Source organism: [Bacillus] enclensis, from assembly GCF_001456935.1.
Classification (GTDB): domain Bacteria; phylum Bacillota; class Bacilli; order Bacillales; family Bacillaceae_B; genus Rossellomorea; species Rossellomorea enclensis.
This window is the reverse complement of sequence record NZ_KQ758483.1, coordinates 101,511-123,575: the sequence shown is the minus strand read 5'-3', so window position 1 is coordinate 123,575 and position 22,065 is coordinate 101,511. Positions and strand designations below refer to the sequence as shown.

The following is a 22,065-nucleotide window of genomic DNA, read 5'->3' as shown; positions in this document are numbered from 1 at the left end:
ACCCCTTTTTTCAGGAGGTCCTTTCTTCATCTTTTACATATTCAAGAGTTTTTTTAACCACTTTTTCACCCTGCTCTATGCATTCGGGAATTCCGAGGCCTTCATATGAACTGCCCGCGACAAACACCCCTGGGAGCCTCTCTTCCAGGTTACGGTAAAGAGCTTCTGTCCGCTTCTTATGCCCCACTGTATATTGTGGCATTGAATCCTTATAGCGGGTAACGACTGTGAATTCCGGTTTGCCTTCAAGCTCAACGATTTTTTCCAGGTCTTCGAGCACAATCTGTTCAATCTGATCATCGGATAAATCCACAATCGTTTCATCACCTGATTTACCCAGGTAAACACGCATCAGCACCTTGCCTTCCGGGGCACTGTGAGGCCACTTTTTATGAGTCCATGTACATGCGGTTATTGAATAATCGCTGTTTCTCGAGACGATAAATTCATTGCCGTCCACATTTTTCTTTATTGCTGACTGATCAAAGCCCATAGCGACGGTAGCGACTGAAGTGGCAGGCATCTCTTTTAAATAATCCATGAATGAATGGGAGGGGAACATGGATTGAAGGGAGTGGTGCGGCGTAGTGATAACGATACTGTCGGCATCCAGCACATTTCCGTTTGTAAACTCAATCGTATAACCCCGGCCGGCTTCTTTATTGATCCGTGAAACCTTCATCCCTTTATGGATGGTTTCGGGTTCCAAGGCGGCCTCCACTCCGTCGACAAGCGTTTGTAGTCCCTTGGTAAACGTCATGAATCTGCCATTCTTTTGTTCACCTTCTGTCTCGGCAGCGGCTTTTTTGATGCCGGCGATGAGGCTGCGGTGTTTTTGTTCAATTTGATGCAGTTCAGGGAAGGTCGACATGAGACTCATTTGATCGATGTCCCCCGCATAAATCCCAGTCAATAATGGTTCAATGAGGTTATCCACTACTTCATCCCCCATCCTTCTCCTGAAAAACCTGCCTAGTGATTGATCATCGGCAACAGCTGAACGTGGAAGAATGAAGTCGGCGGCCGCCCTCATTTTACCGGTGATTGAAAATAAGTTCGTGGTAATGAAAGGAGCAATCTGAGTCGGAATACCGATTATGGAGCCCCCAGGCATGGGATATAATTCTCCGCCGGCAATGACATATGATTTCCCCCAAGTACTGCTGACAAGCTTACCATCGATTCCGATTTCTTTTGCCAGATTGAGAGGCCCTGCCTTACGCGGTACAAAAGAATCAGGGCCTCTTTCAATGACATACCCGTCCTTAATGAGCGTTTGGATTTTGCCGCCCATGCGGTGGGATCCCTCTGCTAATGTCAATTGAATGGGAAGGTTCTTTTCTTTGATTTCTTTTTGCAAGTAGTAAGCGGCGGTGAGACCCGTAATCCCCCCGCCGATGACCACAACCTTTTTAACTTGCTGTCCCCTCATAAACATCGCCTTCTTTGTCTAAATAGTATCCTCTTCTATTTCCACAGTTTGCTTATTATTCAGAAAAATGATCATGCACCATGTCATCCCGTTTCAATAAATAGAAGGACTGAGCTCCTGAGTATGCCCTCATCAGCTGCAGTCCTTCACATCCCTGACAAACGACAGCAGGGATGATTTACTTATTCAAATGCTTTAAAATGACATCCGCCATTGCGTCAATGAATTCAGGCTTGGCATTCGGCATTTCAGGACGATAATAGCTTGCACCAATTTCGTCCGTGACTACTTTACATTCATAGTCATTATCATATAATACCTCCAAATGATCAGCAACAAAACCTACAGGAGTGTAGACAAATGTTGTATAACCTTTCTTCTCATGGAGTTCCCGTGTCAGGTCCTGTACGTCGGGACCAAGCCATGGATCCGGGGTGTTCCCTTCACTTTGCCAGCCGACTGCATAATGCTCTACGTCTGCACCTTCCGCGATCATCTTTGCGGTTTCTTCAAGCTGCTGAGGATAAGGATCTCCATACTGAAGAATCCGCTCAGGAAGACTATGGGCAGAAACGATGAGGACAGCATTTTTGCGTTCTTCTTCACTCATGCGTACAAATGTATCTTTTACTTTTTCAACCCAGTAATTGATGAATTTAGGTTCCTCATACCAGCTTTCCACTGATGTAATCGCCGGTCCGCCCAATTTCTCGGCAGTTTCTTTCGCCCGTCCATTATAGGATTTAACACTGAACGTCGAGAAGTGAGGGGCGAGGACGATGGAAACCGCTTCTTCTATACCATCTTTGTGCATTTGTTCCACTGCATCTTCTACGAATGGTTCAATATGCTTCAATCCCAGGTACATATGAAATTCAATTTCATCCTGAATGGAATTCAGATGCTCTTCCAGGCTCTTTGCCTGATCCATCGTAATCTTGGCAAGCGGTGAAATGCCTCCGATTGCTTCATACCTTCCCCGAAGGTCTTCAAGCATTTCCTCGGAAGGTGTTCTGCCATGACGGATATGAGTATAGTATCGTTCGATATCTTCTTCTTTATATGGGGTCCCGTAAGCCATGACCAACAGACCCATCTTCTTTTTAGTCATTCTATTCACCTCTTATAGTGGTCGGTTATGTTACACCGTGTATTCATTACTTCGCACTGTATTCATGAACAAAAGCAGTCAAGCGTTTAAGGGTGTCGGGATTGACTGACGGAAAGACACCGTGTCCCAGGTTAAAGATATAGCCAGGCAGTTCCATTCCCTGATCCAGTATGGCTTTCGCTCTTTCCTCGATCACTTCCCAAGGTGCCAGAAGGATAGCGGGATCAAGATTCCCCATAACCGTTTTCGAGATTCCCATTGCACGTGCTTCATTAATCTGCAGACGCCAGTCGAGACCCACTACATCAAGTGGAAGTTCATGCCATTCTTTCGCCAGATGGCTCGCCCCCACACCAAACATGATCAAGGGTACATTCTCTTCCTTGAGTTCAGTAAAGATTTTTTCCATTACCGGTTTAATGAACGTTCTGTAATCCTGTACATTCAATGCTCCAACCCAGGAGTCAAAAATCTGGAATGCAGAAGCACCGGCTTTGATCTGGGCTTTCCCGTACGTGATGGTCATATCGGCAAGCTTATCCATCAATGCAAACCAGGCTTTCGGTTCTGAATACATGAATGATTTTGTTTTGTTATAGTTCTTGGAAGGTCCTCCCTCGATCATATAGCTTGCCATTGTAAAAGGAGCTCCTGCAAACCCGATCAGCGGCACTGTAAGCTGTTCCTGTGTGAGGAGTTTAATCGTATCCAGAACATACGGAACGTCGCTTTCAGGATCGATCTCCCCGAGTTTTTCAACGTCTGACGCAGAACGGATCGGGTTATCGATTACAGGACCGATGCCGGACTTGATCTCCACGTCCACTCCGATTGACGGCAGTGGCGACATAATATCTTTATAAAGGATCGCTGCATCCACGTCATATTGTTCGACCGGAAGTCTTGTTACATACGCACAGAGTTCAGGCTGGTGCGTAATTTCGAACAGGGAATACTTTTCCTTGATCTTTCTATATTCAGGCTGTGAACGGCCGGCCTGTCTCATAAACCATACCGGTGTATAATCAGTCTTTTCACCTCTCGCAGCTCTTAAAAATGTATCATTTAATTGTTTCATACCTAACGGCCACCTTTCACTCATCCATTGGTTCTATTGTATTATAAAAGAATAAAATTCTAAAATTGTTTAACCGTACAAACTGTAACCCTTATAAACTATAGACTTTTATGGATAAAATGTATAGTTATCAACAGTAAATGTCATAAATTTGCCGAAAATCAGGTTACAGAAGTACATAAACAGGGAAGATAACATATAGATTACTTTTACGAGGTGAATAAGATGAAGATGTATATGACAACAGGCACTCTTGAATTCCTGAAGAAGATCGAAAAACAGCACCCTGATGAAAAGATGGTACTCATGCATGAAGGGGATGCTCTTCTCGTCCATGAGACTGAAGGTGAAACAGTGTTCGAATCACCAAGGAGCTATGAAATTGTCGACCAATCGGGCTCACTGGAGAAGAAAGGATATGCCGTTTTCAACAATATCCCCGTTTCCGATGAAGGGCGCCCATTATTCGAATACCGTTTCAAAAATCGTGCCGGCCTGATTGAAGAAGTCCCCGGCTTTATCGCCATCCGCGTGCTGCGCCCGCTAGACAGTGATACATATGTAATCATGACTATCTGGGAGGACCGTAAAAGCTTTTTAGGCTGGCAGGACTCCAAACAATATCAAAAAGCCCACGAAAAACGGGGAACAGAAGAAGGAATCGATGCCAAGAAAGATCTGTTCCCCCGTGCATCCTATGTAACAGAATATATGGTGAGTGAAGAATAAGTCTTCTCCACTCGGAAGTGGAGGTACGACCTCCAATGCAGATTGAGATAAAAGCAAGGAAATTCAAATAACCCCCGCACACTCTGGAAACAGGTGTCAGTGCGGGGGTTATTAATTTTTATAGAACTCAACAATTATTGTGTACCGGCTCTTTTCCGCGCTACCCTTTCTTATACACAATCCCGTTCCGGTTTGCATAAATCGCCGCCTGTGTCCGGTCAGCCACTCCCAATTTACTCAGGATATTACTGACATGCGTCTTCACCGTTTTGATCCCTATGAATAAAGTATCCGATATTTCCTGGTTGGTCATCCCTTCCCCGAGGCATTCCAATACTTCTAATTCCCGTACCGTCAAATCTTCATGGGGTTTTCTCTCCTGCGGCCTGAATCGTGTCATCATTTTATCAGCAACCTTGGAGGCGATGACGGATTCCCCTTTTGCAGCTTTATAAATAGCAGAAGTGACTTCCTCTGCACTAGCTGTTTTGAGCAGATAACTGTGTGCGCCGGCCTCTATGGCCGGGAAAACTTTCTCATCATCATAATAGCTTGTGAGAATGATGATTTTGCATCCATTTAGGTAGGTTAATATTTTTTCTGTCGCTTCGATTCCGTTGCCATCCTCCATCAACAGGTCCATTAAAATCACGTCAGGCTGATAGATTTTAGCAAGACGGACTGCTTCATTTCCGCTCTTTGCCTCCCCAAGGAAATCGATTCGTTCTTCCATGAGCAGATAGGTTTTCATCCCTAACCTGACCATCTCGTGGTCATCGACAATCATTACTTTAATTTTTTCCACCATGCTCTCCCCCTTCATCAGACCGGGATTCTCAAATTGATATATGTACCTTCGCTTTCTTTCGACCTGATTTGAAAGTGTCCCCCTATTTCTTCAGCTCTTTCTTTCATCGTTTGTAGTCCATAAGAAGTCATTTTACTTTCTACAGGATTGAACCCTATACCGTTATCACTTATATAAAGCGTCAGGAAGCCCTCTTTTTTCTCCGTCGTGATTACAACCCTGGTTGCTTTTGAGTGCCTTAGGATATTTGAAAGGCTTTCCTGGATGATCCTGAACAGATGTGTTTCTGTCCCTTTTGTGAGATTTTCCATTCCCTCGAATCTTGATTCGATTTCAAGCTGCGTCTTTTCCTTCAATTCCCTGATGAGAGTGATTAAAGCTTCACGAATATCTTCACCCTTTAAGTCCACCGGTCTTAAATGAAGAAGCAGCGCCCTCATTTCTCCCTGTGCCTTGGAAGCAATTTCTGCCACCTGCTTCATGATCCCTTCCGCTTTGCCTGAATCGTGCGCAATGCTTTTAAGGGCTGCGGAGGAAAGCATATTGAGTGCAAACAGCTGCTGACTGACCGAATCATGTAAATCCCTGGCCAGTCTCTGGCGTTCTTCCATGACGGCTGCCCCGTGAGCTTTTTCGGCCAGCTCGGATTTTTCATCTGCCAGGCGCTGCAAAGACTTCACTTGTTCCTGAATATAGGTGGCAAGATGATTCATTTCTTCTGCAAGCACCCCAAGCTCATCACGTTCATCCGATTTCACCCTTGCGGAGAGCTTTCCGCTTCTAAGCAGCGTGACAAACGTAGACAGATCATCAATCCGTCCTTTAAGTGAATAGCTTGTACGAAATCCGAAATACACACTCAGCAACAGGAGGATCAGCAACAATGCAAGAGTCAGGTAAATTGAAAGACTTAATGAAACCCCGTCATTATGTGATAACAACAAATAGACTTGAAGGGAGACAAATGAAGTCAGGCTTGCCATGACAGCCATCATAAAAAAACTTTTAAAGATCATATTTCTGATAGCAGATGTATGGTCCATCTTCCCACTCCCTTCTAAATGCACGAATCCATCTCTTATACTTCACTCACTCGGATCGAAGCCACTTTAACGTCAATAAGCAGTTTAATTTTCTTACTTGATTCTTCATATCCCGGAGACCGGTAATAGAAATCAGATCTGATTTCAGCAGACTTTTGATCAAACAGTTTCACTTCCCCGACTTTCACATCAATCTCGATGTCGACCGGAATATCTTCCGGAATGATGACTTTTACATCTCCAACCCAACCCTTAATGACGATCGGGGTTTCACCTTCCGGGATAAATGCCTTACTGAAATCGAAATAATAATCGCCTACCACGTTTTGAAAATTCATCGGTTCCAACGGCCAATTCGGTTCAGAGTATTTGATTTCCCCTATGATGAAATTTTTCCTATGGTTTTTTTTGAGGGTTTTTGAACCGCCTTCCTTCCGTCCCTTCAAAGCCGTATCTTCAACACTATCTGAAGAGCGGTCAACCGTAACAGTCAGATTCATAGACTTATTCATTGCCACACGAATGGCCATTGCAATGATGAATAACGGCCAAAGCTTCCACCATTCCCCATAGTCAAAGTTCACTTTATTCCATTTATCAAGAAGGATAAGTGAGCCGTAGACAAGGCTGAACAAGCCGAAGAGCAATTTACCGAAACTTTTATTCGAAACGCTGTCAACCAGCCATTTCAATCCGACCAGAACCAGCAATATTGGGATGATATTGACAAAATCCATCGTTATTTCCAAGGAAATGACACCAAGATTCAACAGTAACAGCACAACGCCGGTTATTAATAACAATAGCGAGAAAAACCATCGCTTTCTTCCTCTGCTGCTCACTTCTCCACCACCTTCACCACTATATAGTTTCTAGAAAAGGATAAAATATCCTGTTCCTGACTACATATTAATCCTAATTGACGGTGAAGAAGAGCCGCATCCGCCCGATTCCTTCTCCGTCTCAAGACCGAAAAATGCGGTTTCACACCTTTATTCATTTTTCATAATCTATAGTACAGATTGGGGCTTTCACCCAATTTGAGAAAGGATATGCGAAGGGGGTAATCTTTTGGGGATCGACTTAACGGCTCTTCATTGGATCTACTTGGTGTTTATTGGATTGATTATATTATTTATGGTTTTCAGGAAGGATACTACGATTGTATGTATAATCGGGATCTTCAGTATTGCTCTGACTGCGACCGGTTCATTGAGCGGATCGATAAGCTCGGTTTTTAACAGTTTCATATTTGCCATTACTGAATTACTGTCGACAATCCTTGTCATTTCGATCATAGTGGCTATGAGCAAGGGACTGACTGCAACCGGGGTCAATGATGTCATGATCCGGCCATTCACGAAATTCATTAAGACTCCCGCACTTGCGTATTGGACGATCGGTATTGTCATGATGCTTATCTCTTGGTTTTTCTGGCCGTCGCCTGCAGTGGCACTGCTTGGGGCTGTCCTGGTTCCTGTGGCACTAAGGGTCGGGCTTCCGGCACTTGGGATCGCAATGGCAATGAACCTTTTTGGACACGGAATTGCCCTATCAGGGGATTATGTCATCCAGGCAGCACCCAAACTTACCGCTGATGCTGCGGGGATTCCGGTGGGGGATGTAATCGCAGCGAGTGTCCCGCTGGTTATCGTCATGGGGATTGTCACGACAATCACTGCTTTTATCTTTATTAAAAGAGATATGAAAAGAGGAATCTTAAAGGTAGATCAATCAACTTATCTTGAGGATGAACCCTCGCCATCAGAGAAAAACCTGCTATCTGCAGGATGGAGAAATGGTATTGCCCTTCTGATTCCCCTATTATTCGCACTGAACATTGCGGCAATGGTTTCGTTTGACCTTCAGGGCGGTGATGCGACAGCTTTAATCGGTGGAACATCCATTTTTATATTGTTGATCATTTCCCTGGCTGCTTATAAAGGTAAAGGATTGGAGCGTTCCACCAGTTTTCTGATAGACGGATTTCAATTCGGATTTAAGGTTTTCGGTCCAGTCATTCCGATTGCCGCTTTCTTCTACTTGGGGGATGCCGGGTTCGGGACCATCATCGGGGATTTTCTCCCGGAAACGTCCCACGGGATCGTCAATGACCTTGGCGCATCCCTTGCTGCAGTCGTTCCGCTTTCGAAGGCAGTAGGGGCTGTTACGCTGACGGTTGTCGGTGCCATAACCGGACTTGACGGTTCAGGATTCTCAGGTATTTCACTTGCCGGTTCGGTGGCAAATTTATTTGCCCAAAGTATAGGCACGGGTGTCGCAACTCTTACAGCACTTGGCCAGATTGCAGGTATATGGGTTGGTGGCGGAACCCTTGTACCCTGGGCCATCATTCCTGTAGCTGCCATCTGTAATGTAGATCCGTTCGAGCTAGCCAGGAGGAATATGCTGCCGGTCGTCATCGGACTGACCGTCACGACCATAGTGGCCATTTTTATCCTGTAAAAAGAAAAGGGCCCATCCTCAGTGCGTTTATGCACCTGAAGGACGGACCTTTTTATATGGATTTTTTTCGTAAAGGAAGGTGGTCAAGGTAAAGATGGAATAGCCGATGAGAAAGCCTGCAAGAACGTCCGAAGGGTAATGGGCCTGTTCCACCACCCTGCTCATCCCTGCCAGGAAAGCTGTTGCCGATGCAAGGATGTATATGCCCCATTTCACTTTGATTGAGGAAAACTCCCTGCTGATAAAATAAGAAGCCGTCAGCAAGAACACGATCCCGACCATAGCATGCCCGCTCGGGAAACTGAAACTCTCTTCCTCATGCGGAAACGGCGGCCTGTCTCTTTCCATTAAATTCTTTATGCTTTTATTCAATACATTGCTGCCTGCAACGGCGACCACTACGGTTAAAATGCCCGGAAAATCTTTTTTGGCCCACCATAAGTACAGGATAAGCAAAATGGCACCTCCCCCGATAGCGAGTTCAGTCCCCATTACCGAAAAGATCTTAATGAATCGCATATGATTCATGTTTTCCAGCAAATAGGGATCCCATGGAATGGACAAATCATAATAAACAAAATGCGCAATCGTCATAAAAAGAATGAACGTAATGATTCCGGTTATGTAAAATCCCTTTTTCATCTAATCCCTCCTTTCATTAGGATAGTCTAAGATTAAGTTATTTTTCACTCCCATTTAATGTTATAATATTCTAAATCTTCAACATTATAAGGGGGGCTTTAACTTGCTGAGTGAATTATATCAGAAATTGGAACAGCGATGGGGGGAAATGGTAGAAATAAGAAGGCATCTCCATAAACATCCTGAACTTTCTTTCCAGGAAAAAAACACGGCCAAATATATCGCGGAATATTACCGTGACATAGGGATCGATGTCCGGGAAAACGTAGGCGGCAACGGTTTAGTCGCAACGATTAAAGGCCGCCTCCCGGGAAAAACGGTCGGGCTGCGCGCCGATTTTGATGCACTTCCCATCCAGGATGAAAAGGATGTGGAATACAAGTCGACCGTACCCGGAGTGATGCATGCATGCGGACACGATGGCCACACCGCTACTCTCCTCGTTCTGGGGAAGACATTGAATGAATACCGCAATCAACTTCAGGGAACGATCAAACTCATTCATCAGCATGCTGAGGAATATGCTCCGGGCGGCGCCAAGCCGATGATAGAGGACGGCTGCCTGGAAGGCATCGATGTAATCTTCGGCACTCATTTGTGGGCAACGGAAAAGCTCGGGAAGATCCTGTTCAGGACAGGTCCGATCATGGCCGCAGCCGATCGATTCGAAGTCGTGATCAAAGGCTCGGGAGGTCATGGTGCACAGCCTCATAAAACAAAAGACGCAATTGTCGCGGGTGCCCAGCTGATAACCGATTTGCAGCAGATTGTAAGCAGGCGGGTAAATCCGATTGATCCGGCTGTTGTCACAGTGGGGTCATTTGTTGCTGATAATGCATTCAACGTGATTGCAGACAGCGCTAAACTGATCGGTACCGTCCGAACGTTCAATCCGGAAGTAAGGGATTTCATCGAAACGGAGATCGAGCAGATCATAAAAGGGGTTGCCCTCTCCTTCGGCTGTGAATTCGAGTACCGTTTTGAAAGGGGCTACCCTGCGGTGGTGAATCATTCAGAGGAAACTCAGCTTCTCATTGAATCTGCCGCAGAGATCGATGAAGTACACAATGTGGAAGAGATTGAACTTCAAATGGGAGGAGAAGACTTCGCTTATTATCTCGAAAGGGTGAAAGGGACATTCTTCTTCACGGGTGCGGCCCCTGAAAATGCCGATACACTTTATCCCCATCACCACCCTAGGTTCGACATCAATGAGAAAGCGCTGCTGATTGCCGCCAAGACTCTGGCCTCCGCCACCCTGCACTATCAGAAAAAACATGCCGAGCCCGGAATCACTGCCAGGAAGTAATACAAAAAGATCGGCCGAGGCCGATCTTTTTCATTTCCCACTTTCATTAAAATACCTGATCCGATACGCATATTTCGCCGTTTCTCCCAGCTGGTCCAAAAGCTGATAATTTGCGTAGGCACCCACTACCGCCCCTACTCCGGGAATGAGCTGGAACATCTTTACGAAATCAATATAATCACGGTACTCCTGTTGGAAAGTTCGCCAGTCCATCTCCTTCAGCTCTTCCTTTTTCTCATTCCATTTTTCGATCACCATCAACGTTTCTTTTTTGTGCTCATCGCTTGAGAATGCAAGTTGAAACACATATAGGAGAAACAGTCTTTCTTCATATTTCTTTACATCCAGGCCGTGGATGGCGGAGCATTCACTCAGGAAATTCATCTTGATGGAAAGCAGTAAAGGGAAATCCGCAAGCCCGAGAAAAATGCCTCCTGCCCCTGTCCCTGCTCCTTCGATGACAGCAGCTTTACGGTGGGCTTCCAACCTTTCCTCCATCTGCGCTTCTCTTTCTTCCAGAGAAAGATGAACCTCCGCTTTGGACGAATTCGACCACTCACTGCCCTTCAAGGTGACTTCAACCATTTTCTTTATGCTTTCCGTGATTATCTTATGGGCTTTTTCAGGAATGAATTGATTTATCTTCTTTTGAGCCTGCTTTGAAACACGTTGAAATACCGAGGAGCGTTTAACTATTTTACGTTTCCAGGATTCCAGTTCTTCTCTTTCCTTATTCATTCTCCATCCCGCCTTTTGGTTTTGTCTACCCTATATACGCAAGCAACAGTCCGGGGTTTCAAAGATACATACTTTCATCCATTTTTCTGAGCCTCTGAACCACATAATATTGACTGAATAATAAAGAGAAAATAAATCCAGCCAGGAGAATGATGACTCCTTCGACCCACATACCTTTCATTAGGAGCGGAAGGGAAAAGATGAATGACTGGATCATCATCGACTGATTTAATACTTTCTTAAACGACGACTTTTTCAATTGAGTCGAAACCGGATAGATAAGTACCCATATTTTGTAGTCAAACCGATTATAGAGCGGCACGAGCTGAAATCCTGTCAGATACAGGAATAACAGAGCGGTCAGGATATTGACTATAAAAGACTGATTTGTATAGATCAAGATAGCACCGATCAATGTAAGCCGGATGTATAATCCCGAGAATTCACTCGTCCGGACCAAGGAGCGGAGGTACAGATTCCTAAAGGTCGATGATTGGGAGAATTCCGTTTTGACTAAGAAATCCAGCCACTTCCTTCTATGCACTTTCCCTTTTAATTTTGGTACATCCGTGAACATATTCGCGATCCGGTAAAACATCAGCATCCTCTGCTGCTCAAGATGAATCAGCAGATCCCATTTCAAATTCTTCTTTTTTGCTGCGTTGAAAAAATAAAATAAATACCCGGCCATGATCACGGCCACTGCCAGTATTAAAACAATGGATGATCCGGATAACACAAGCAGCATCAAGGAACCGGACAGCAGGAATCGGATGATGCTGTCGATCCAGTGAGCTTCTCTTTCCTGAAACCTGAGAAGGAACCACCTTACATAAAGATTCCATACCTTTATGGCGAGTACGAGTGCAAGCAGCGGAAAGAAGCTATTAAAACCATTTCCTGTTACCGCTACATACATAGGCATCATGGCCGCAAGGATGAGGAGCTGGATATATGACTGGAACATGAAGCTGATCCAGATGCATTTCCTGAAATAGGAACTCAGTCTGTTTTCAAGCGATAGAAGGAATACCGCATCCGCTTCCTTCAAAAAGGTGTATACCGGACTCCAGGCAAGGACCAGCCCCAAAATGACTGCCATAATATAGGCTGCCGGAAACGTGGGATCAAGAGTCTTCACCCACTGGTTATATGTAAAGGCAGCACCGCCCAACGCAAAAATCAAAACAAAGAGCAGATGATCGTTGAACATGTACTTGAGATATTTCTGAAGTTCCTGATTGTATTCCAGAACACGTTTCTTCCAGATACTCTCCACGTTATTCATCATCGGATTCTTCCTTTGTCAACTGGATGTATATATCATCAAGGGTGGCGCCTCTCATGGAGAATTCTGTTTGCAGTTCTTTTAATGTGCCCTTTGCCCTGATCCTGCCTTCATGAAGGATGATGAACGAATCACAGTACCTCTCAGCTGTCGCGAGGATGTGTGTCGACATTAAAATGCCGGCACCGCTCTTTTTCATTTCTTCCATCCAATCCAATAATGACTGGATGGCGAGCGGGTCCAGACCAACAAACGGCTCATCGATAATATACAGGCTCGGTTCGATAAGAAAGGCACACATGATCATCACTTTCTGTTTCATTCCCTTGGAGAAATGGGCAGGGAACCAGCCCAGCTTCTTCTCCATCCGGAACGTCTTCAGCAGCCTCCCTACCCTCAGATTATATTCGTCTTCAGTGAGGCCGTATGCCATCGCCGTCAGCTTAAGATGTTCCTCGAGAGTCAATTCATCATAGAGAATGGGTGTTTCCGGTATGTATGAGAACTGTTTGCGATATTGATCGGCATCTTTCTTCAATGTATGTCCGTTAATGGCAACTTTCCCCTGCTTCGGCTCCATCAACCCGATGATATGCTTGATCGTCGTACTTTTACCGGCACCATTCAAGCCGATAAGCCCGACAATCTCATTCGAATTGATTGAAAAACTGATATCTTTCAGAACAGGCTTTCGGGTGTAGCCTCCAACAAGATGATCTATTTCTAATAACGCCATGGGCAGCAACGTCCTTTCTCTTCTACATGGTTTGACTCTATTTTAGCAAAATTCCGTCCTAAAGGCATCGTGATTTAGTCAGCTATTCCAATAATTAGTATTCATACATATGGTCGCTTCTGCACATTCTAATCTTTGAAGGGGCCAGCAATAAGTAAAACGGGGTGGTTGTTAAAGACCAGTTTACCGATTTCACTATTGTTTGCGGCTTAAAGGATAGTCGTCTTCCATAGTGAATGACACACTCACCGATTCATTTCATCACAAACTTGATAAATGAGGTGTTTGTTAAAGAACATTTTGACTAAAATCAATTATCTTGTACAGCTTTTCAGCTAGAAAAGATAAGGGGATGGTCACTTTGAACAAAGTCATTCATTTTCCAGATTGCACAAATCATGCTTAAAGCTAAATGAGGTGTTTGTCGCAGACCACATACAGTTTCTATTGTCTTAAGCCTACCAGCTGAAAGAATAGGGGATGGTCGCATTGCAAAAAGTTCATTCTTTAAACGGATGGATTCTCTGATTACGCTGACAAGCAAATGAGGTGTTTATCAAAGAAAGGAAACTTGACGTATAAACCTTTAGAAGTACCCCTTCAAAGAGAGGCAGGAAAACCGTTCCTGTCTCTTCTTTTCTTTTCTTTCTTTTTCCATTCGTGATAAAATAAACTCAACAAATCACATGATTGAAAGGTGGAAATATTGTGAGCGATTGTATTTTTTGCAAAATCATCAATGGCGATATCCCTTCAATGAAAGTATATGAAGATGATCATGTCCTGGCATTTTTGGATATCAGCCAGGTTACAAAGGGACATACCCTGCTGATCCCAAAAGTACATAAAGAAAATATTTACGAACTGTCAGCTGAAACAGCAAGTCATCTGTTCTCCGTTGCACCGAAGATCGCAAATGCCCTTAAAGCGGAATTTGAACCGGTCGGATTCAATTTATTGAATAACACCGGAGAGCAGGCCGGCCAATCCGTCTTCCATTTCCACATGCATTTCATCCCCCGCTACGGCCAGGGAGACGGCTTCGGAGCCATCTGGAAGACACACAACGATGACTACAGCACAGATGATTTAAAAGGAATTGCAGAGTCCATTTCAAAACATATTTCATAACCCGATTACTCATCCGGCCCATCATATGGGCCGGATATTTATTTTTAGAAAATTAAATCTTTGACACCATTCTTCGCTGTGTTATAATGTACCTATCTTTTCGCTGATGGCAATGAGTGCACATCAGGAGGGGACAAAAGTTAGATTAGTTGAGGAGAGATGAGAAATGAATACAAAAACATTAGTATCCCTATCATTATTAGTAGGGATCGGAGCCGTCCTGCATACGGTCATCCCGGGATTCTTCCTTGGAATGAAACCTGATATGATGCTTACCATGATGTTCTTGGGCATCATCCTGTTCCCAGCCAAAAAGAATGTATTACTGCTTGGAGTGCTGACAGGAGTAATCTCAGGATTGACGACCCAATTTCCAGGCGGATTCCTGCCAAACCTGATTGATAAACCAATCACTGCCTTTGTGTTCTACGGATTATTCCTGGCTACCCAAAAGGTCACTCGTTCAGTCATAGGTGCTTCCGTACTGACTGCGGCCGGTACCCTTGTGTCCGGAAGTATTTTCCTTCTTTCGGCATATGTAATCGTAGGACTTCCAGGAGCATTCTTTGCATTGTTTGCAGCAGTCGTACTGCCTGCAACCCTTGTGAACGCCGCGGCCATGTTTGTCGTTTATCCAATCATTCATTCCATTTTGAAACGATCAAACCTGAAAGAAGTAAGAACTTCTGAACAACTTTCATGAAATAAAATGCCTGTGTTGCATCTGCAATACAGGCATTTTTTTTATTATACCCCGAATCATAGCCCTGTCTCGGCTGAACCGGCCGCCTTCGCTTATCTTTTGTCCAGCTCCGGCGGCTAGAGGCTCATAAGTCATACCAGCCAAAAAGGCAAAAAACGCCTTTATGGCTGCCCTGTCTTATGCTTGTCACCTCTGGCAAGCCGCCTCCGCTTTCTTTTAAGCAGCAAACCAAAATAAGATGCCGATCAAGAAAGAAATCACCCCGCCCGATCCAAGCATCGCTGCTCTCCTTTTCAACATATTCTTAGGGGGATACATACCGGGCCTCTGAATTCCGATGAAATTATAAACCATACTTAAAAACAGTACACCGCTAAGTGCAAAAAATCCGAAAATGATCCCGTCCATTTCCTCACCCCTCCTCTGCTCCGCCTCTTATCATTCATTTTATGCGGCATGGAATAGGGATATGAAATTACTTGTTTCCTTTCCTTTTCATTAGGGAAAAGGATTATACATGTTTTTTGTAGAAGGTAGTATTATAGAATAACGAGGTGATTCTAATGAAAGTAAAATCTCTTACTTATGGATTAATTATCGGCGGTGTGGTCGGAAGTGTCGTTTCACTCCTTTCAACCCCATCTTCCGGGCGTGAACTGAGAAGTCAGATCAAAAGCAAGAAAGAAGACTGGAGCGAGGTTTTTGAAGAAATGAAAGTGCATCTGGGAGACCTTAAGGATTCCATAAGCAGCCTTTCCCAGGAAGGCAAAGAAACCGTCCAGCAGATTTCAAAAGATCTGCAGGCATCCGTGAAACAATGGCAGGCATCAACCGAACCAAACAACCAGAAACTCCAACAGGAAATCCAGCTCATCCAAACTAAAATCGAAGAACTAGAAAACTCACTAAACAACACCAACAAAAACTAAACCGCAATATAACCCAAAGAAAGAAGACCTTCAACGCTGCACGATAAACCAATGCAGCCAGGGTCTTCTTTCTCATTACATAACAAAATATTAGGATTAAAGAAAAAAATCCTTGCAGGAGATAGGCACAAACTATAAATTGCAAATATGTTTTTTACCGGATCCAGCAGTTGATTGGAGTGCAGGACGAAGACTCCTGCGGGATGAGTAGCTTATGTGAGACTTGTCTAGCTGCGGGGCTTAGAGGCACATGTCATAAGCCAAACCGACCAAGAAGGCAAAGTACGCCTTCGTGGCCGATCCGTCTTATGCCACACGCCTCTGAGCAAAGCCCCTCCGCTTTTCTTCCCGCAGGCTTGCCGAGGAGGCTCACGGGCTACCCGCGGAAAGCGTAGTCCTGCACGGAAATCAATAGCGGTATTCAAGGGACAATAACAAAGAAAAACACATACTTCAAAAAATTTTGTCAATTTATCCTTTATTAATTTTTATTTTATTGGCATAATAATATAAAAGCGCTTTCTTATAATCGGTAGCTGTTAAAGTAAGAATAAGGGGCATGCGCAAACAAAGAAAAAGATTTTCTAACAAAGTGGGTGTAAGGGATGGAAGAAAGAGAATATTCATTGAAAGAGGCTATCATCTTCAGTCAACGCATGGCACAGCTGAGCAAAGCTCTGTGGAAAGCCATTGAAAAAGACTGGCAGCAATGGATCAAGCCTTATGATTTAAATATCAACGAACACCATATCCTTTGGATTGCTTATCATCTTAAGGGTGCATCGATTTCAGATGTAGCAAAATTCGGGGTCATGCATGTATCAACAGCATTCAACTTTTCAAAAAAACTCGAGGAACGGGAACTGCTCCAATTCTCCAAGCGGGATAATGACAAAAGGAACACATACATCCAGCTTACGGGTAAAGGGGAAAAAATCCTGCTCGAACTTATGAAAAACTATAAACCGGAGACACATTCAATCTTTCAGGGAGTTGCCCCATTGAAAGAACTATATGGTAAATTCCCTGAAATGATAGAAATGATGTCTGTTGTCCGTAATATTTACGGTAATGATTTTATGGAGATTTTCGAAAAATCATTTCATAACATCGACAGTGAATTTGGTGAGGATAATTCAAAGCTGAATGAACTATTTGAAAATAACGAAGAACTTGCTTAATTTTACGCCTGTTGTCTATCAGATATTAGATGCACACCAGTAATTGATTGATTCCCAGGGCCATGCAGCTATCCAACTTCCAGAGCCCCTGCAAAAAGATTAATCAGTCTGAACCTTTCAACAAAAAGCGGAGTACATATAAAAATCCATCCGCTTTTTTGCTTTTCTCTGACTTTGTTCAACATATCACATAAATACTTTACTCCCTCCTTTATATTTCCTTAAAAAAATCTCAAATTATGTGTTGATTTTTTTCCATAATCGTAATAAAGTATGTAAAGCGTTCATATTAAACACAAAACCATCGTCTATGGAGGCGATTTTTTTATGCACTGTTGGAAATCAATCAATTTAGAGAGACAATTTGGCTTTTACCGAGTCTTTTTACTTTCATCAATAATCATGATGATGGTATTCTCATTTATATACGTACCTATTACATTAATGTACTCGAGTTCGTTTTATGATAATCATTTGCCCGGTTTTCTATTGGGACTGATCAGCATATATCCATTGCATAAACTCATTCACTTGGTGCCAATATTCCCGTATGTGAAATTGATGAGGTGGAGATGGGACCGTAAGCTGGTCTTTCTTCCGATCGTGACCCTGAGAGTCAATCGGCCGATTTCAAAATATCTGTATATGGCGGCCCTGTTTGCACCATTCCTGGTCATTAACGGCCTCCTGCTTTACGGATGTATCATTTTCCCGCATTACTCTCATTATTTTGCAATATTATTGGCATTTCACTCTGGCATTTGTGCCATTGATTTCATTTATGCAAAACAACTGCTGGACTCACCGCGGAATGCTTTGATCGAAGAGAATGAAGACGGATATGAAATTCTCATTTATCAGTAAGGATGATAAAAGTCCCTTGCCTGACTGGCAAGGGCTTATGATCATCCTTCTCCTTTACTGATTAAACATGCTGGACCTATCTGAAGAAACCAGCAGAAATGCTCTGCATGTTCACTCATTACCAATATTTCGGCAATACTCGCTCTACCATTCTGTTTCATATTTTGGTATCGTATAGTTTATAGGAGATAACGGGGAGGGGTTAGAATGATCTCCATGTTTTTAGTCTTTGCGGTGTTTATCTTGTTCTATATAAACAAGATGACAAACGCATTATGCTTGCAGAAAGAAATACCTGAAGATCGCCAGCCAAAGGTATTTAGAACCATCAACATTCTAATCACCATACTATTGGTATCTTCATACGTAGAAATACTTTATACATAATCTGAAATGCGGAAGGGCTTTGGTCAGAGGCGGGGGGCATAAGACGAACCGGACGGGAAGGCGTTCTTGGCCTTCTTGGCCGGTTTGGCTTATGGCATGTGCCTCTAAGCCCTGGAGCTGGACAATCTGAAATGCGGAGGCGGCTCGCTCAGCCACTGCACACTAAAAAACCAGCCCGATTTCAAACCGGACTGGTTTTTACATTTATAGATTGATTAGCAAACGTACGCTGCGCCGATGATAATCAACAAAATAAATAACACAACAAGTAAAGCAAATCCTCCGCCGTAAGCACCAGACATAATGTGCTCCTCCTTTCATTTATGGAAAGCACCGGTGAAAAGAATTAGGAAAAGGGGCTTCCTTCCTAAAAGTACGCCCCTCCTATTTGTTCTTATCCGGTGTAACACTGCACTATCCCGAGGCTAAATTATAGCCAAGCTGCACCTACAATGATTAACAAGATGAATAGTACAACAATTAACGCGAAACCTCCGCCGTATGCGTTACCCATAACTTTCCACCTCCTTTGAAGCGCTAATTTATCTTATTCAAGTTAGTCGCCTTTTGTTTTAGGCTTTTGTCATATTTCTAATTTTTTTTAATATAGATACGCGGCACCAACGATGATTAATAAGATGAACAGCACTACGATCAAAGCGAATCCTGAATTGTATCCACAGCTCATATTTATTACCTCCTTTTCTCTATTCGTTTTTATCATATGAATGAACCTGGGAAATGGGTGTGTAAAATGCCCATTTTTATCATCTTAAGTTTGGAAAATATTTTTTTTCATGGAAAAAGTGTGATATAGTATGGGTTGTAGAATTTTGACAAGTCGTAACAATCTATATACTAGGAGATGTTCAGCATGAAAAAATGGATTATTTCAGTGACCCTTGCAACCGGGATGATCGGCCTTGCAGGCTGCAGCGGAGACAGTGCAGACAAAAGTGACGTGGTTGCAACGACTAAAGCCGGAGATGTGACCAAGGATGAATTATACAAATCAATGAAGCAAAAATTCACTCCACAAATGGAGCAGGCGCTTCAGGAACTTGTTTACACAAAGGTCCTGTCTGATAAATACAAAGTCAGCGACAAAGAAGTGGATGAGAAATTGAATGAAGCGAAAGACCAGCTCGGGCCTCAATTCGATATGTTCCTTCAGCAGTACAATCTTAATGAAAAGTCATTTAAAGAATACTTGAAGCTTCAACTTCTTCAGGAAAAAGCGGCTACCTCTGATGTGAAAGTCTCTGAAAAAGAACTCAAGGAATATTATGAGAAGTGGAAACCTGAAATTGAAGTCCGCCACATCCTTGTAGATGATGAAAAAACTGCCAAGGAAGTAAAACAAAAACTGGCGGACGGCGGTAACTTCGAAGAACTTGCTAAGGAGTATTCAAAAGATCCCGGTTCTGCCGAAAAGGGCGGAAGCCTTGGATGGGTAGATTATGCGGGACGTCAGAATTTTGTGCCTGAATTCTCAAAAGCACTTGATACATTAGAAAAAGGGAAAGTCAGCGAGCCGATCAAAACTGAATACGGCTACCATATCATCGAAGTCACTGATAAGAAAGAAAAGAAATCATTCGATGAAATGAAGAAGGAACTTGAGAAAGAACTAAAACTTTCTAAAGTAGATCCTCAAAAAATCCAGGAAGCAATGAAGCGCGAGATAGAAAAAGCTGACCTGAATATCAAAGACAAAGATTTGAAAAAATCATTTGACCAAGTATTGAATCCGCCGGCTGCACCAGAAAACGGGGAAACACCTGCCCCGGAGAGTGAAGAAAAGCCAGTTGCTGAATAATAAAGATAAATAAAAGAAGCCTGAAGGAGAAAGTAACTCCTTCAGGCTTCTTTTTGTATTTCAAGAAAATTGACGTCTCCGTTCTTTCTCATCCTGCATCCGGGAGATGTACACTTCCCCTTCTTTTTCAATCCATTCATCTTCCACCTGTTTTTCTTCCTTTGCTGATTTGATTGTCATAAAGGCGCTAGCAAAGATTCCTGCCACAACGAAGTACATCCAAATTGGTAGAGTCATTTATTTCATCTCCTTATAGTTTGTCCTCTTATTGATACTATATGAGATGCCTGTCGGAAACATAACCTAATATTGAAGATTCATTTAAAGGGATTTAATTGTTGCTGGTTATATATTTTGAAGTCTATCAATACCGCAAATGATTTCCGTACAAGACTTCGTTTTCCGCGGGTGACCTGTGAGCCTCCTCTCTTAGTAAGGAGAGTTAACTGTCCAGCTGCAGGGCTTAGAGGCACATGTCATAAGCCAAACCGACCAAGAAGGCAAAGAACGCCTTCCTGGCCGATTCGTCTTATGCCACACGCCTCTGAGCAAAGCCCTTCCGCTTTTCTGATAGGAGTCTTCGTCTTGCACTCCGATCAACCGCTGGAAAGAACTAAAATCTAAATGTACTTGGTTGAACAAATAAAAAACCCGAACTGATTTGCCTTATCACATGCAAATCAGTTTGGGTTTTTTTCAGAAAACTTTTTCAATCAACAACTTTATTATTTATGAAATGTCGGTTTGTAGAAAGATCGATTATCCAGCGGGAAGATTCTTTCGGTGTATTCACCCGGTTTAACGCGTTCAAGTGCACGGTCGAGCATATTCATCTTTGCATCGACGTTATCGATATAATGAAGGATTTCCGCTTCACGGATCATCGGCGGTTTCGGGCTTCCCCACTCCGCTTTTCCGTGGTGGCTCAATACCATATGCTGAAGGATCATCACTTCTTCTCCTTCGATTCCTAACTCTTCAGCTGTTTTCCCGATTTCATTGACCATAATGGAAATATGCCCCAGAAGATTCCCTTCTATCGTGTACGTAGTGGAAGTGGCTCCTGACAGTTCCATGACCTTCCCTAGATCGTGAAGGATGACCCCTGCATACAACAGGTCAGTATCCAGTGACGGATAAAGGCTTGCAATTGCCTTTGATAAGTCAAGCATCGATACGACATGATATGCAAGTCCCGATACGAATTCATGATGATTTTTTGTGGCCGCGGGATACTCAAGGAACGGCTTTTGATATTTCTTAAGCAGATGCCTCGTGATGCGCTGTATATTTGGATTTCTCATTTCGAAGATATATTGTGTGATTTTACTCGTCATCTCATCGATCGACAACGGTGCAGTTTGGAGAAAATCTGAAATTTTATGTCCATCTGCCGGTGATGCAGGACGGATCTGCTTTATTTTCAGTTGATTTTTCCCCCGGTAGTTATGGACATCCCCAATTACTTTTACAATGGTTTCAGGCTGGAATGCTTTTTCATCCTGCTCCGAGGCGTCCCAAAGCTTCGCCTCCATTTCTCCGCTTTTATCCTGGAGAATGAGCGTCAAAAATGGCTTTCCGGCATTTGTTGTCCCTTTGGTCATCTGTTTTATAAGCAGATGCAGATCGACCGTTTCCCCTGCATTGAATGTCATGATTCCTGTCATCGTA

The 22,065-nt window shown here is 43.4% G+C and carries 26 protein-coding genes; 10 read left to right on the top strand and 16 right to left on the bottom strand.

Annotated elements, in window-relative coordinates:
* Positions 1-10: 10 nt before the first annotated feature.
* From hemY to hemE, 3 genes are all read right to left on the bottom strand, one after another.
* Positions 11-1,432 (bottom strand): protoporphyrinogen oxidase, encoded by a 1,422-nt coding sequence (gene hemY, locus AS034_RS08385; RefSeq protein ID WP_032089257.1) that lies wholly within the window; start codon positions 1,430-1,432, stop codon positions 11-13.
* A 178-nt stretch (positions 1,433-1,610) separates the two neighbouring features.
* Positions 1,611-2,543: a ferrochelatase gene (gene hemH, locus AS034_RS08380; protein WP_032089258.1), complete on the bottom strand. Its 933-nt coding sequence runs from the start codon at positions 2,541-2,543 to the stop codon at positions 1,611-1,613.
* A 46-nt stretch (positions 2,544-2,589) separates the two neighbouring features.
* Positions 2,590-3,621: a uroporphyrinogen decarboxylase gene (gene hemE / locus AS034_RS08375; RefSeq protein WP_058298191.1), complete on the bottom strand. Its 1,032-nt coding sequence runs from the start codon at positions 3,619-3,621 to the stop codon at positions 2,590-2,592.
* Between the two features lie 225 nt (positions 3,622-3,846).
* Between hemE and AS034_RS08370 the strand changes: the two genes are divergently transcribed.
* Positions 3,847-4,350: an antibiotic biosynthesis monooxygenase family protein gene (locus AS034_RS08370; protein WP_058298190.1), complete on the top strand. Its 504-nt coding sequence runs from the start codon at positions 3,847-3,849 to the stop codon at positions 4,348-4,350.
* Positions 4,351-4,510: 160 nt separating this feature from the next.
* Here AS034_RS08370 and AS034_RS08365 read toward each other — a convergent pair whose 3' ends face one another.
* The 3 genes from AS034_RS08365 to liaF are packed head-to-tail and all read right to left on the bottom strand — an operon-like array spanning position 4,511 to position 7,043.
* On the bottom strand, positions 4,511-5,155 hold the full coding sequence (locus AS034_RS08365; protein WP_272867399.1) for a response regulator transcription factor: 645 nt from the start codon (positions 5,153-5,155) through the stop codon (positions 4,511-4,513).
* Positions 5,156-5,172: 17 nt separating this feature from the next.
* Positions 5,173-6,201 (bottom strand): sensor histidine kinase, encoded by a 1,029-nt coding sequence (locus AS034_RS08360; protein WP_058298189.1) that lies wholly within the window; start codon positions 6,199-6,201, stop codon positions 5,173-5,175.
* A 35-nt stretch (positions 6,202-6,236) separates the two neighbouring features.
* Positions 6,237-7,043 carry a cell wall-active antibiotics response protein LiaF gene (gene liaF, locus AS034_RS08355; RefSeq protein ID WP_058298188.1) on the bottom strand — a complete coding sequence of 269 codons (807 nt, stop codon included), beginning with the start codon at positions 7,041-7,043 and terminating at the stop codon, positions 6,237-6,239.
* Positions 7,044-7,272: 229 nt separating this feature from the next.
* On the opposite strand from liaF, the gene AS034_RS08350 reads away from it, so the two are divergent.
* Entirely contained in the window at positions 7,273-8,667 is a 1,395-nt protein-coding gene (locus AS034_RS08350; RefSeq protein WP_058298187.1) for a hypothetical protein, read from the top strand.
* A 27-nt stretch (positions 8,668-8,694) separates the two neighbouring features.
* Here AS034_RS08350 and AS034_RS08345 read toward each other — a convergent pair whose 3' ends face one another.
* Positions 8,695-9,309 carry a phosphatase PAP2 family protein gene (locus AS034_RS08345; protein WP_058298186.1) on the bottom strand — a complete coding sequence of 205 codons (615 nt, stop codon included), beginning with the start codon at positions 9,307-9,309 and terminating at the stop codon, positions 8,695-8,697.
* Between the two features lie 103 nt (positions 9,310-9,412).
* On the opposite strand from AS034_RS08345, the gene AS034_RS08340 reads away from it, so the two are divergent.
* Positions 9,413-10,618, top strand: a complete 1,206-nt coding sequence (locus AS034_RS08340) for a M20 metallopeptidase family protein (RefSeq protein WP_272867398.1) — start codon at positions 9,413-9,415, stop codon at positions 10,616-10,618.
* A gap of 30 nt (positions 10,619-10,648) precedes the next feature.
* On the opposite strand, the gene AS034_RS08335 is transcribed toward AS034_RS08340, so the two are convergent.
* The 3 genes from AS034_RS08335 to AS034_RS08325 are packed head-to-tail and all read right to left on the bottom strand — an operon-like array spanning position 10,649 to position 13,380.
* Positions 10,649-11,356: an EcsC family protein gene (locus AS034_RS08335; RefSeq protein WP_058298185.1), complete on the bottom strand. Its 708-nt coding sequence runs from the start codon at positions 11,354-11,356 to the stop codon at positions 10,649-10,651.
* A 58-nt stretch (positions 11,357-11,414) separates the two neighbouring features.
* Positions 11,415-12,647 carry an ABC transporter permease gene (locus tag AS034_RS08330; RefSeq protein WP_244888137.1) on the bottom strand — a complete coding sequence of 411 codons (1,233 nt, stop codon included), beginning with the start codon at positions 12,645-12,647 and terminating at the stop codon, positions 11,415-11,417.
* Positions 12,637-13,380: an ABC transporter ATP-binding protein gene (locus AS034_RS08325; protein ID WP_032089265.1), complete on the bottom strand. Its 744-nt coding sequence runs from the start codon at positions 13,378-13,380 to the stop codon at positions 12,637-12,639. Before AS034_RS08325 ends, AS034_RS08330 begins: the two co-directional genes overlap by 11 nt.
* A gap of 708 nt (positions 13,381-14,088) precedes the next feature.
* Here AS034_RS08325 and AS034_RS08320 point away from each other — a divergent pair.
* Positions 14,089-14,511 (top strand): HIT family protein, encoded by a 423-nt coding sequence (locus tag AS034_RS08320; RefSeq protein ID WP_032089266.1) that lies wholly within the window; start codon positions 14,089-14,091, stop codon positions 14,509-14,511.
* 166 nt (positions 14,512-14,677) lie between these two features.
* Complete coding sequence (locus tag AS034_RS08315) at positions 14,678-15,214, top strand: tryptophan transporter (protein WP_058298184.1); 537 nt, start codon at positions 14,678-14,680, stop codon at positions 15,212-15,214.
* Positions 15,215-15,430: 216 nt separating this feature from the next.
* Here the strand turns inward: AS034_RS08315 and yhzF are convergent, their stop codons facing one another.
* Positions 15,431-15,622 carry a membrane protein YhzF gene (gene yhzF / locus AS034_RS08310; protein WP_032089268.1) on the bottom strand — a complete coding sequence of 64 codons (192 nt, stop codon included), beginning with the start codon at positions 15,620-15,622 and terminating at the stop codon, positions 15,431-15,433.
* A 155-nt stretch (positions 15,623-15,777) separates the two neighbouring features.
* Here yhzF and AS034_RS08305 point away from each other — a divergent pair, with 155 nt between their 5' ends.
* The 4 genes from AS034_RS08305 to AS034_RS23135 all read left to right on the top strand — a co-directional run bounded on the left by AS034_RS08305 (position 15,778) and on the right by AS034_RS23135 (position 18,575).
* Positions 15,778-16,143 (top strand): YtxH domain-containing protein, encoded by a 366-nt coding sequence (locus AS034_RS08305; protein ID WP_058298183.1) that lies wholly within the window; start codon positions 15,778-15,780, stop codon positions 16,141-16,143.
* A 605-nt stretch (positions 16,144-16,748) separates the two neighbouring features.
* The gene (locus tag AS034_RS08300) at positions 16,749-17,324 is read left to right on the top strand and encodes an HTH-type transcriptional regulator Hpr (RefSeq protein WP_058298182.1); all 576 of its coding nucleotides are present in this window, start codon (positions 16,749-16,751) and stop codon (positions 17,322-17,324) included.
* 327 nt (positions 17,325-17,651) lie between these two features.
* Positions 17,652-18,188: a DUF3267 domain-containing protein gene (locus AS034_RS08295; protein WP_032089271.1), complete on the top strand. Its 537-nt coding sequence runs from the start codon at positions 17,652-17,654 to the stop codon at positions 18,186-18,188.
* Between the two features lie 207 nt (positions 18,189-18,395).
* Positions 18,396-18,575 carry a hypothetical protein gene (locus AS034_RS23135; protein WP_032089272.1) on the top strand — a complete coding sequence of 60 codons (180 nt, stop codon included), beginning with the start codon at positions 18,396-18,398 and terminating at the stop codon, positions 18,573-18,575.
* A 215-nt stretch (positions 18,576-18,790) separates the two neighbouring features.
* On the opposite strand, the gene AS034_RS22315 is transcribed toward AS034_RS23135, so the two are convergent.
* The 3 genes from AS034_RS22315 to AS034_RS22310 all read right to left on the bottom strand — a co-directional run bounded on the left by AS034_RS22315 (position 18,791) and on the right by AS034_RS22310 (position 19,263).
* Positions 18,791-18,877, bottom strand: a complete 87-nt coding sequence (locus AS034_RS22315) for a YjcZ family sporulation protein (protein WP_032089273.1) — start codon at positions 18,875-18,877, stop codon at positions 18,791-18,793.
* Between the two features lie 128 nt (positions 18,878-19,005).
* Entirely contained in the window at positions 19,006-19,089 is an 84-nt protein-coding gene (locus AS034_RS08285; protein WP_032089274.1) for a YjcZ family sporulation protein, read from the bottom strand.
* An 87-nt stretch (positions 19,090-19,176) separates the two neighbouring features.
* On the bottom strand, positions 19,177-19,263 hold the full coding sequence (locus AS034_RS22310) for a YjcZ family sporulation protein (RefSeq protein WP_032089275.1): 87 nt from the start codon (positions 19,261-19,263) through the stop codon (positions 19,177-19,179).
* A gap of 186 nt (positions 19,264-19,449) precedes the next feature.
* Here AS034_RS22310 and AS034_RS08280 point away from each other — a divergent pair, with 186 nt between their 5' ends.
* On the top strand, positions 19,450-20,394 hold the full coding sequence (locus AS034_RS08280; RefSeq protein WP_058298181.1) for a peptidylprolyl isomerase: 945 nt from the start codon (positions 19,450-19,452) through the stop codon (positions 20,392-20,394).
* A 60-nt stretch (positions 20,395-20,454) separates the two neighbouring features.
* Here AS034_RS08280 and AS034_RS22305 read toward each other — a convergent pair whose 3' ends face one another.
* Both AS034_RS22305 and yhaM read right to left on the bottom strand, forming a co-directional pair.
* Positions 20,455-20,631, bottom strand: a complete 177-nt coding sequence (locus tag AS034_RS22305) for a sporulation YhaL family protein (protein WP_074439983.1) — start codon at positions 20,629-20,631, stop codon at positions 20,455-20,457.
* A gap of 488 nt (positions 20,632-21,119) precedes the next feature.
* Positions 21,120-22,061, bottom strand: a complete 942-nt coding sequence (gene yhaM, locus AS034_RS08275; RefSeq protein WP_032089277.1) for a 3'-5' exoribonuclease YhaM — start codon at positions 22,059-22,061, stop codon at positions 21,120-21,122.
* Positions 22,062-22,065: the final 4 nt, after the last annotated feature.

What these genes read in the sequence shown, in the direction of transcription:
- AS034_RS08315 (WP_058298184.1), top strand. Translation starts at nt 14,678, where the DNA reads ATGAATACAAAAACATTAGTATCCCTATCATTATTAGTAGGGATCGGA.
- AS034_RS08360 (WP_058298189.1), bottom strand. Translation starts at nt 6,201, where the DNA reads ATGGACCATACATCTGCTATCAGAAATATGATCTTTAAAAGTTTTTTT.
- AS034_RS08330 (WP_244888137.1), bottom strand. Translation starts at nt 12,647, where the DNA reads ATGATGAATAACGTGGAGAGTATCTGGAAGAAACGTGTTCTGGAATAC.
- AS034_RS08335 (WP_058298185.1), bottom strand. Translation starts at nt 11,356, where the DNA reads ATGAATAAGGAAAGAGAAGAACTGGAATCCTGGAAACGTAAAATAGTT.
- AS034_RS22305 (WP_074439983.1), bottom strand. Translation starts at nt 20,631, where the DNA reads ATGACTCTACCAATTTGGATGTACTTCGTTGTGGCAGGAATCTTTGCT.
- AS034_RS22310 (WP_032089275.1), bottom strand. Translation starts at nt 19,263, where the DNA reads ATGAGCTGTGGATACAATTCAGGATTCGCTTTGATCGTAGTGCTGTTC.
- hemE (WP_058298191.1), bottom strand. Translation starts at nt 3,621, where the DNA reads ATGAAACAATTAAATGATACATTTTTAAGAGCTGCGAGAGGTGAAAAG.
- yhzF (WP_032089268.1), bottom strand. Translation starts at nt 15,622, where the DNA reads ATGGACGGGATCATTTTCGGATTTTTTGCACTTAGCGGTGTACTGTTT.
- AS034_RS08370 (WP_058298190.1), top strand. Translation starts at nt 3,847, where the DNA reads ATGAAGATGTATATGACAACAGGCACTCTTGAATTCCTGAAGAAGATC.
- AS034_RS22315 (WP_032089273.1), bottom strand. Translation starts at nt 18,877, where the DNA reads ATGTCTGGTGCTTACGGCGGAGGATTTGCTTTACTTGTTGTGTTATTT.
- AS034_RS08280 (WP_058298181.1), top strand. Translation starts at nt 19,450, where the DNA reads ATGAAAAAATGGATTATTTCAGTGACCCTTGCAACCGGGATGATCGGC.
- hemH (WP_032089258.1), bottom strand. Translation starts at nt 2,543, where the DNA reads ATGACTAAAAAGAAGATGGGTCTGTTGGTCATGGCTTACGGGACCCCA.
- AS034_RS08305 (WP_058298183.1), top strand. Translation starts at nt 15,778, where the DNA reads ATGAAAGTAAAATCTCTTACTTATGGATTAATTATCGGCGGTGTGGTC.
- AS034_RS08325 (WP_032089265.1), bottom strand. Translation starts at nt 13,380, where the DNA reads ATGGCGTTATTAGAAATAGATCATCTTGTTGGAGGCTACACCCGAAAG.
- AS034_RS08285 (WP_032089274.1), bottom strand. Translation starts at nt 19,089, where the DNA reads ATGGGTAACGCATACGGCGGAGGTTTCGCGTTAATTGTTGTACTATTC.
- AS034_RS08300 (WP_058298182.1), top strand. Translation starts at nt 16,749, where the DNA reads ATGGAAGAAAGAGAATATTCATTGAAAGAGGCTATCATCTTCAGTCAA.
- AS034_RS08345 (WP_058298186.1), bottom strand. Translation starts at nt 9,309, where the DNA reads ATGAAAAAGGGATTTTACATAACCGGAATCATTACGTTCATTCTTTTT.
- AS034_RS08295 (WP_032089271.1), top strand. Translation starts at nt 17,652, where the DNA reads ATGCACTGTTGGAAATCAATCAATTTAGAGAGACAATTTGGCTTTTAC.
- hemY (WP_032089257.1), bottom strand. Translation starts at nt 1,432, where the DNA reads ATGAGGGGACAGCAAGTTAAAAAGGTTGTGGTCATCGGCGGGGGGATT.
- yhaM (WP_032089277.1), bottom strand. Translation starts at nt 22,061, where the DNA reads ATGACAGGAATCATGACATTCAATGCAGGGGAAACGGTCGATCTGCAT.
- AS034_RS23135 (WP_032089272.1), top strand. Translation starts at nt 18,396, where the DNA reads ATGATCTCCATGTTTTTAGTCTTTGCGGTGTTTATCTTGTTCTATATA.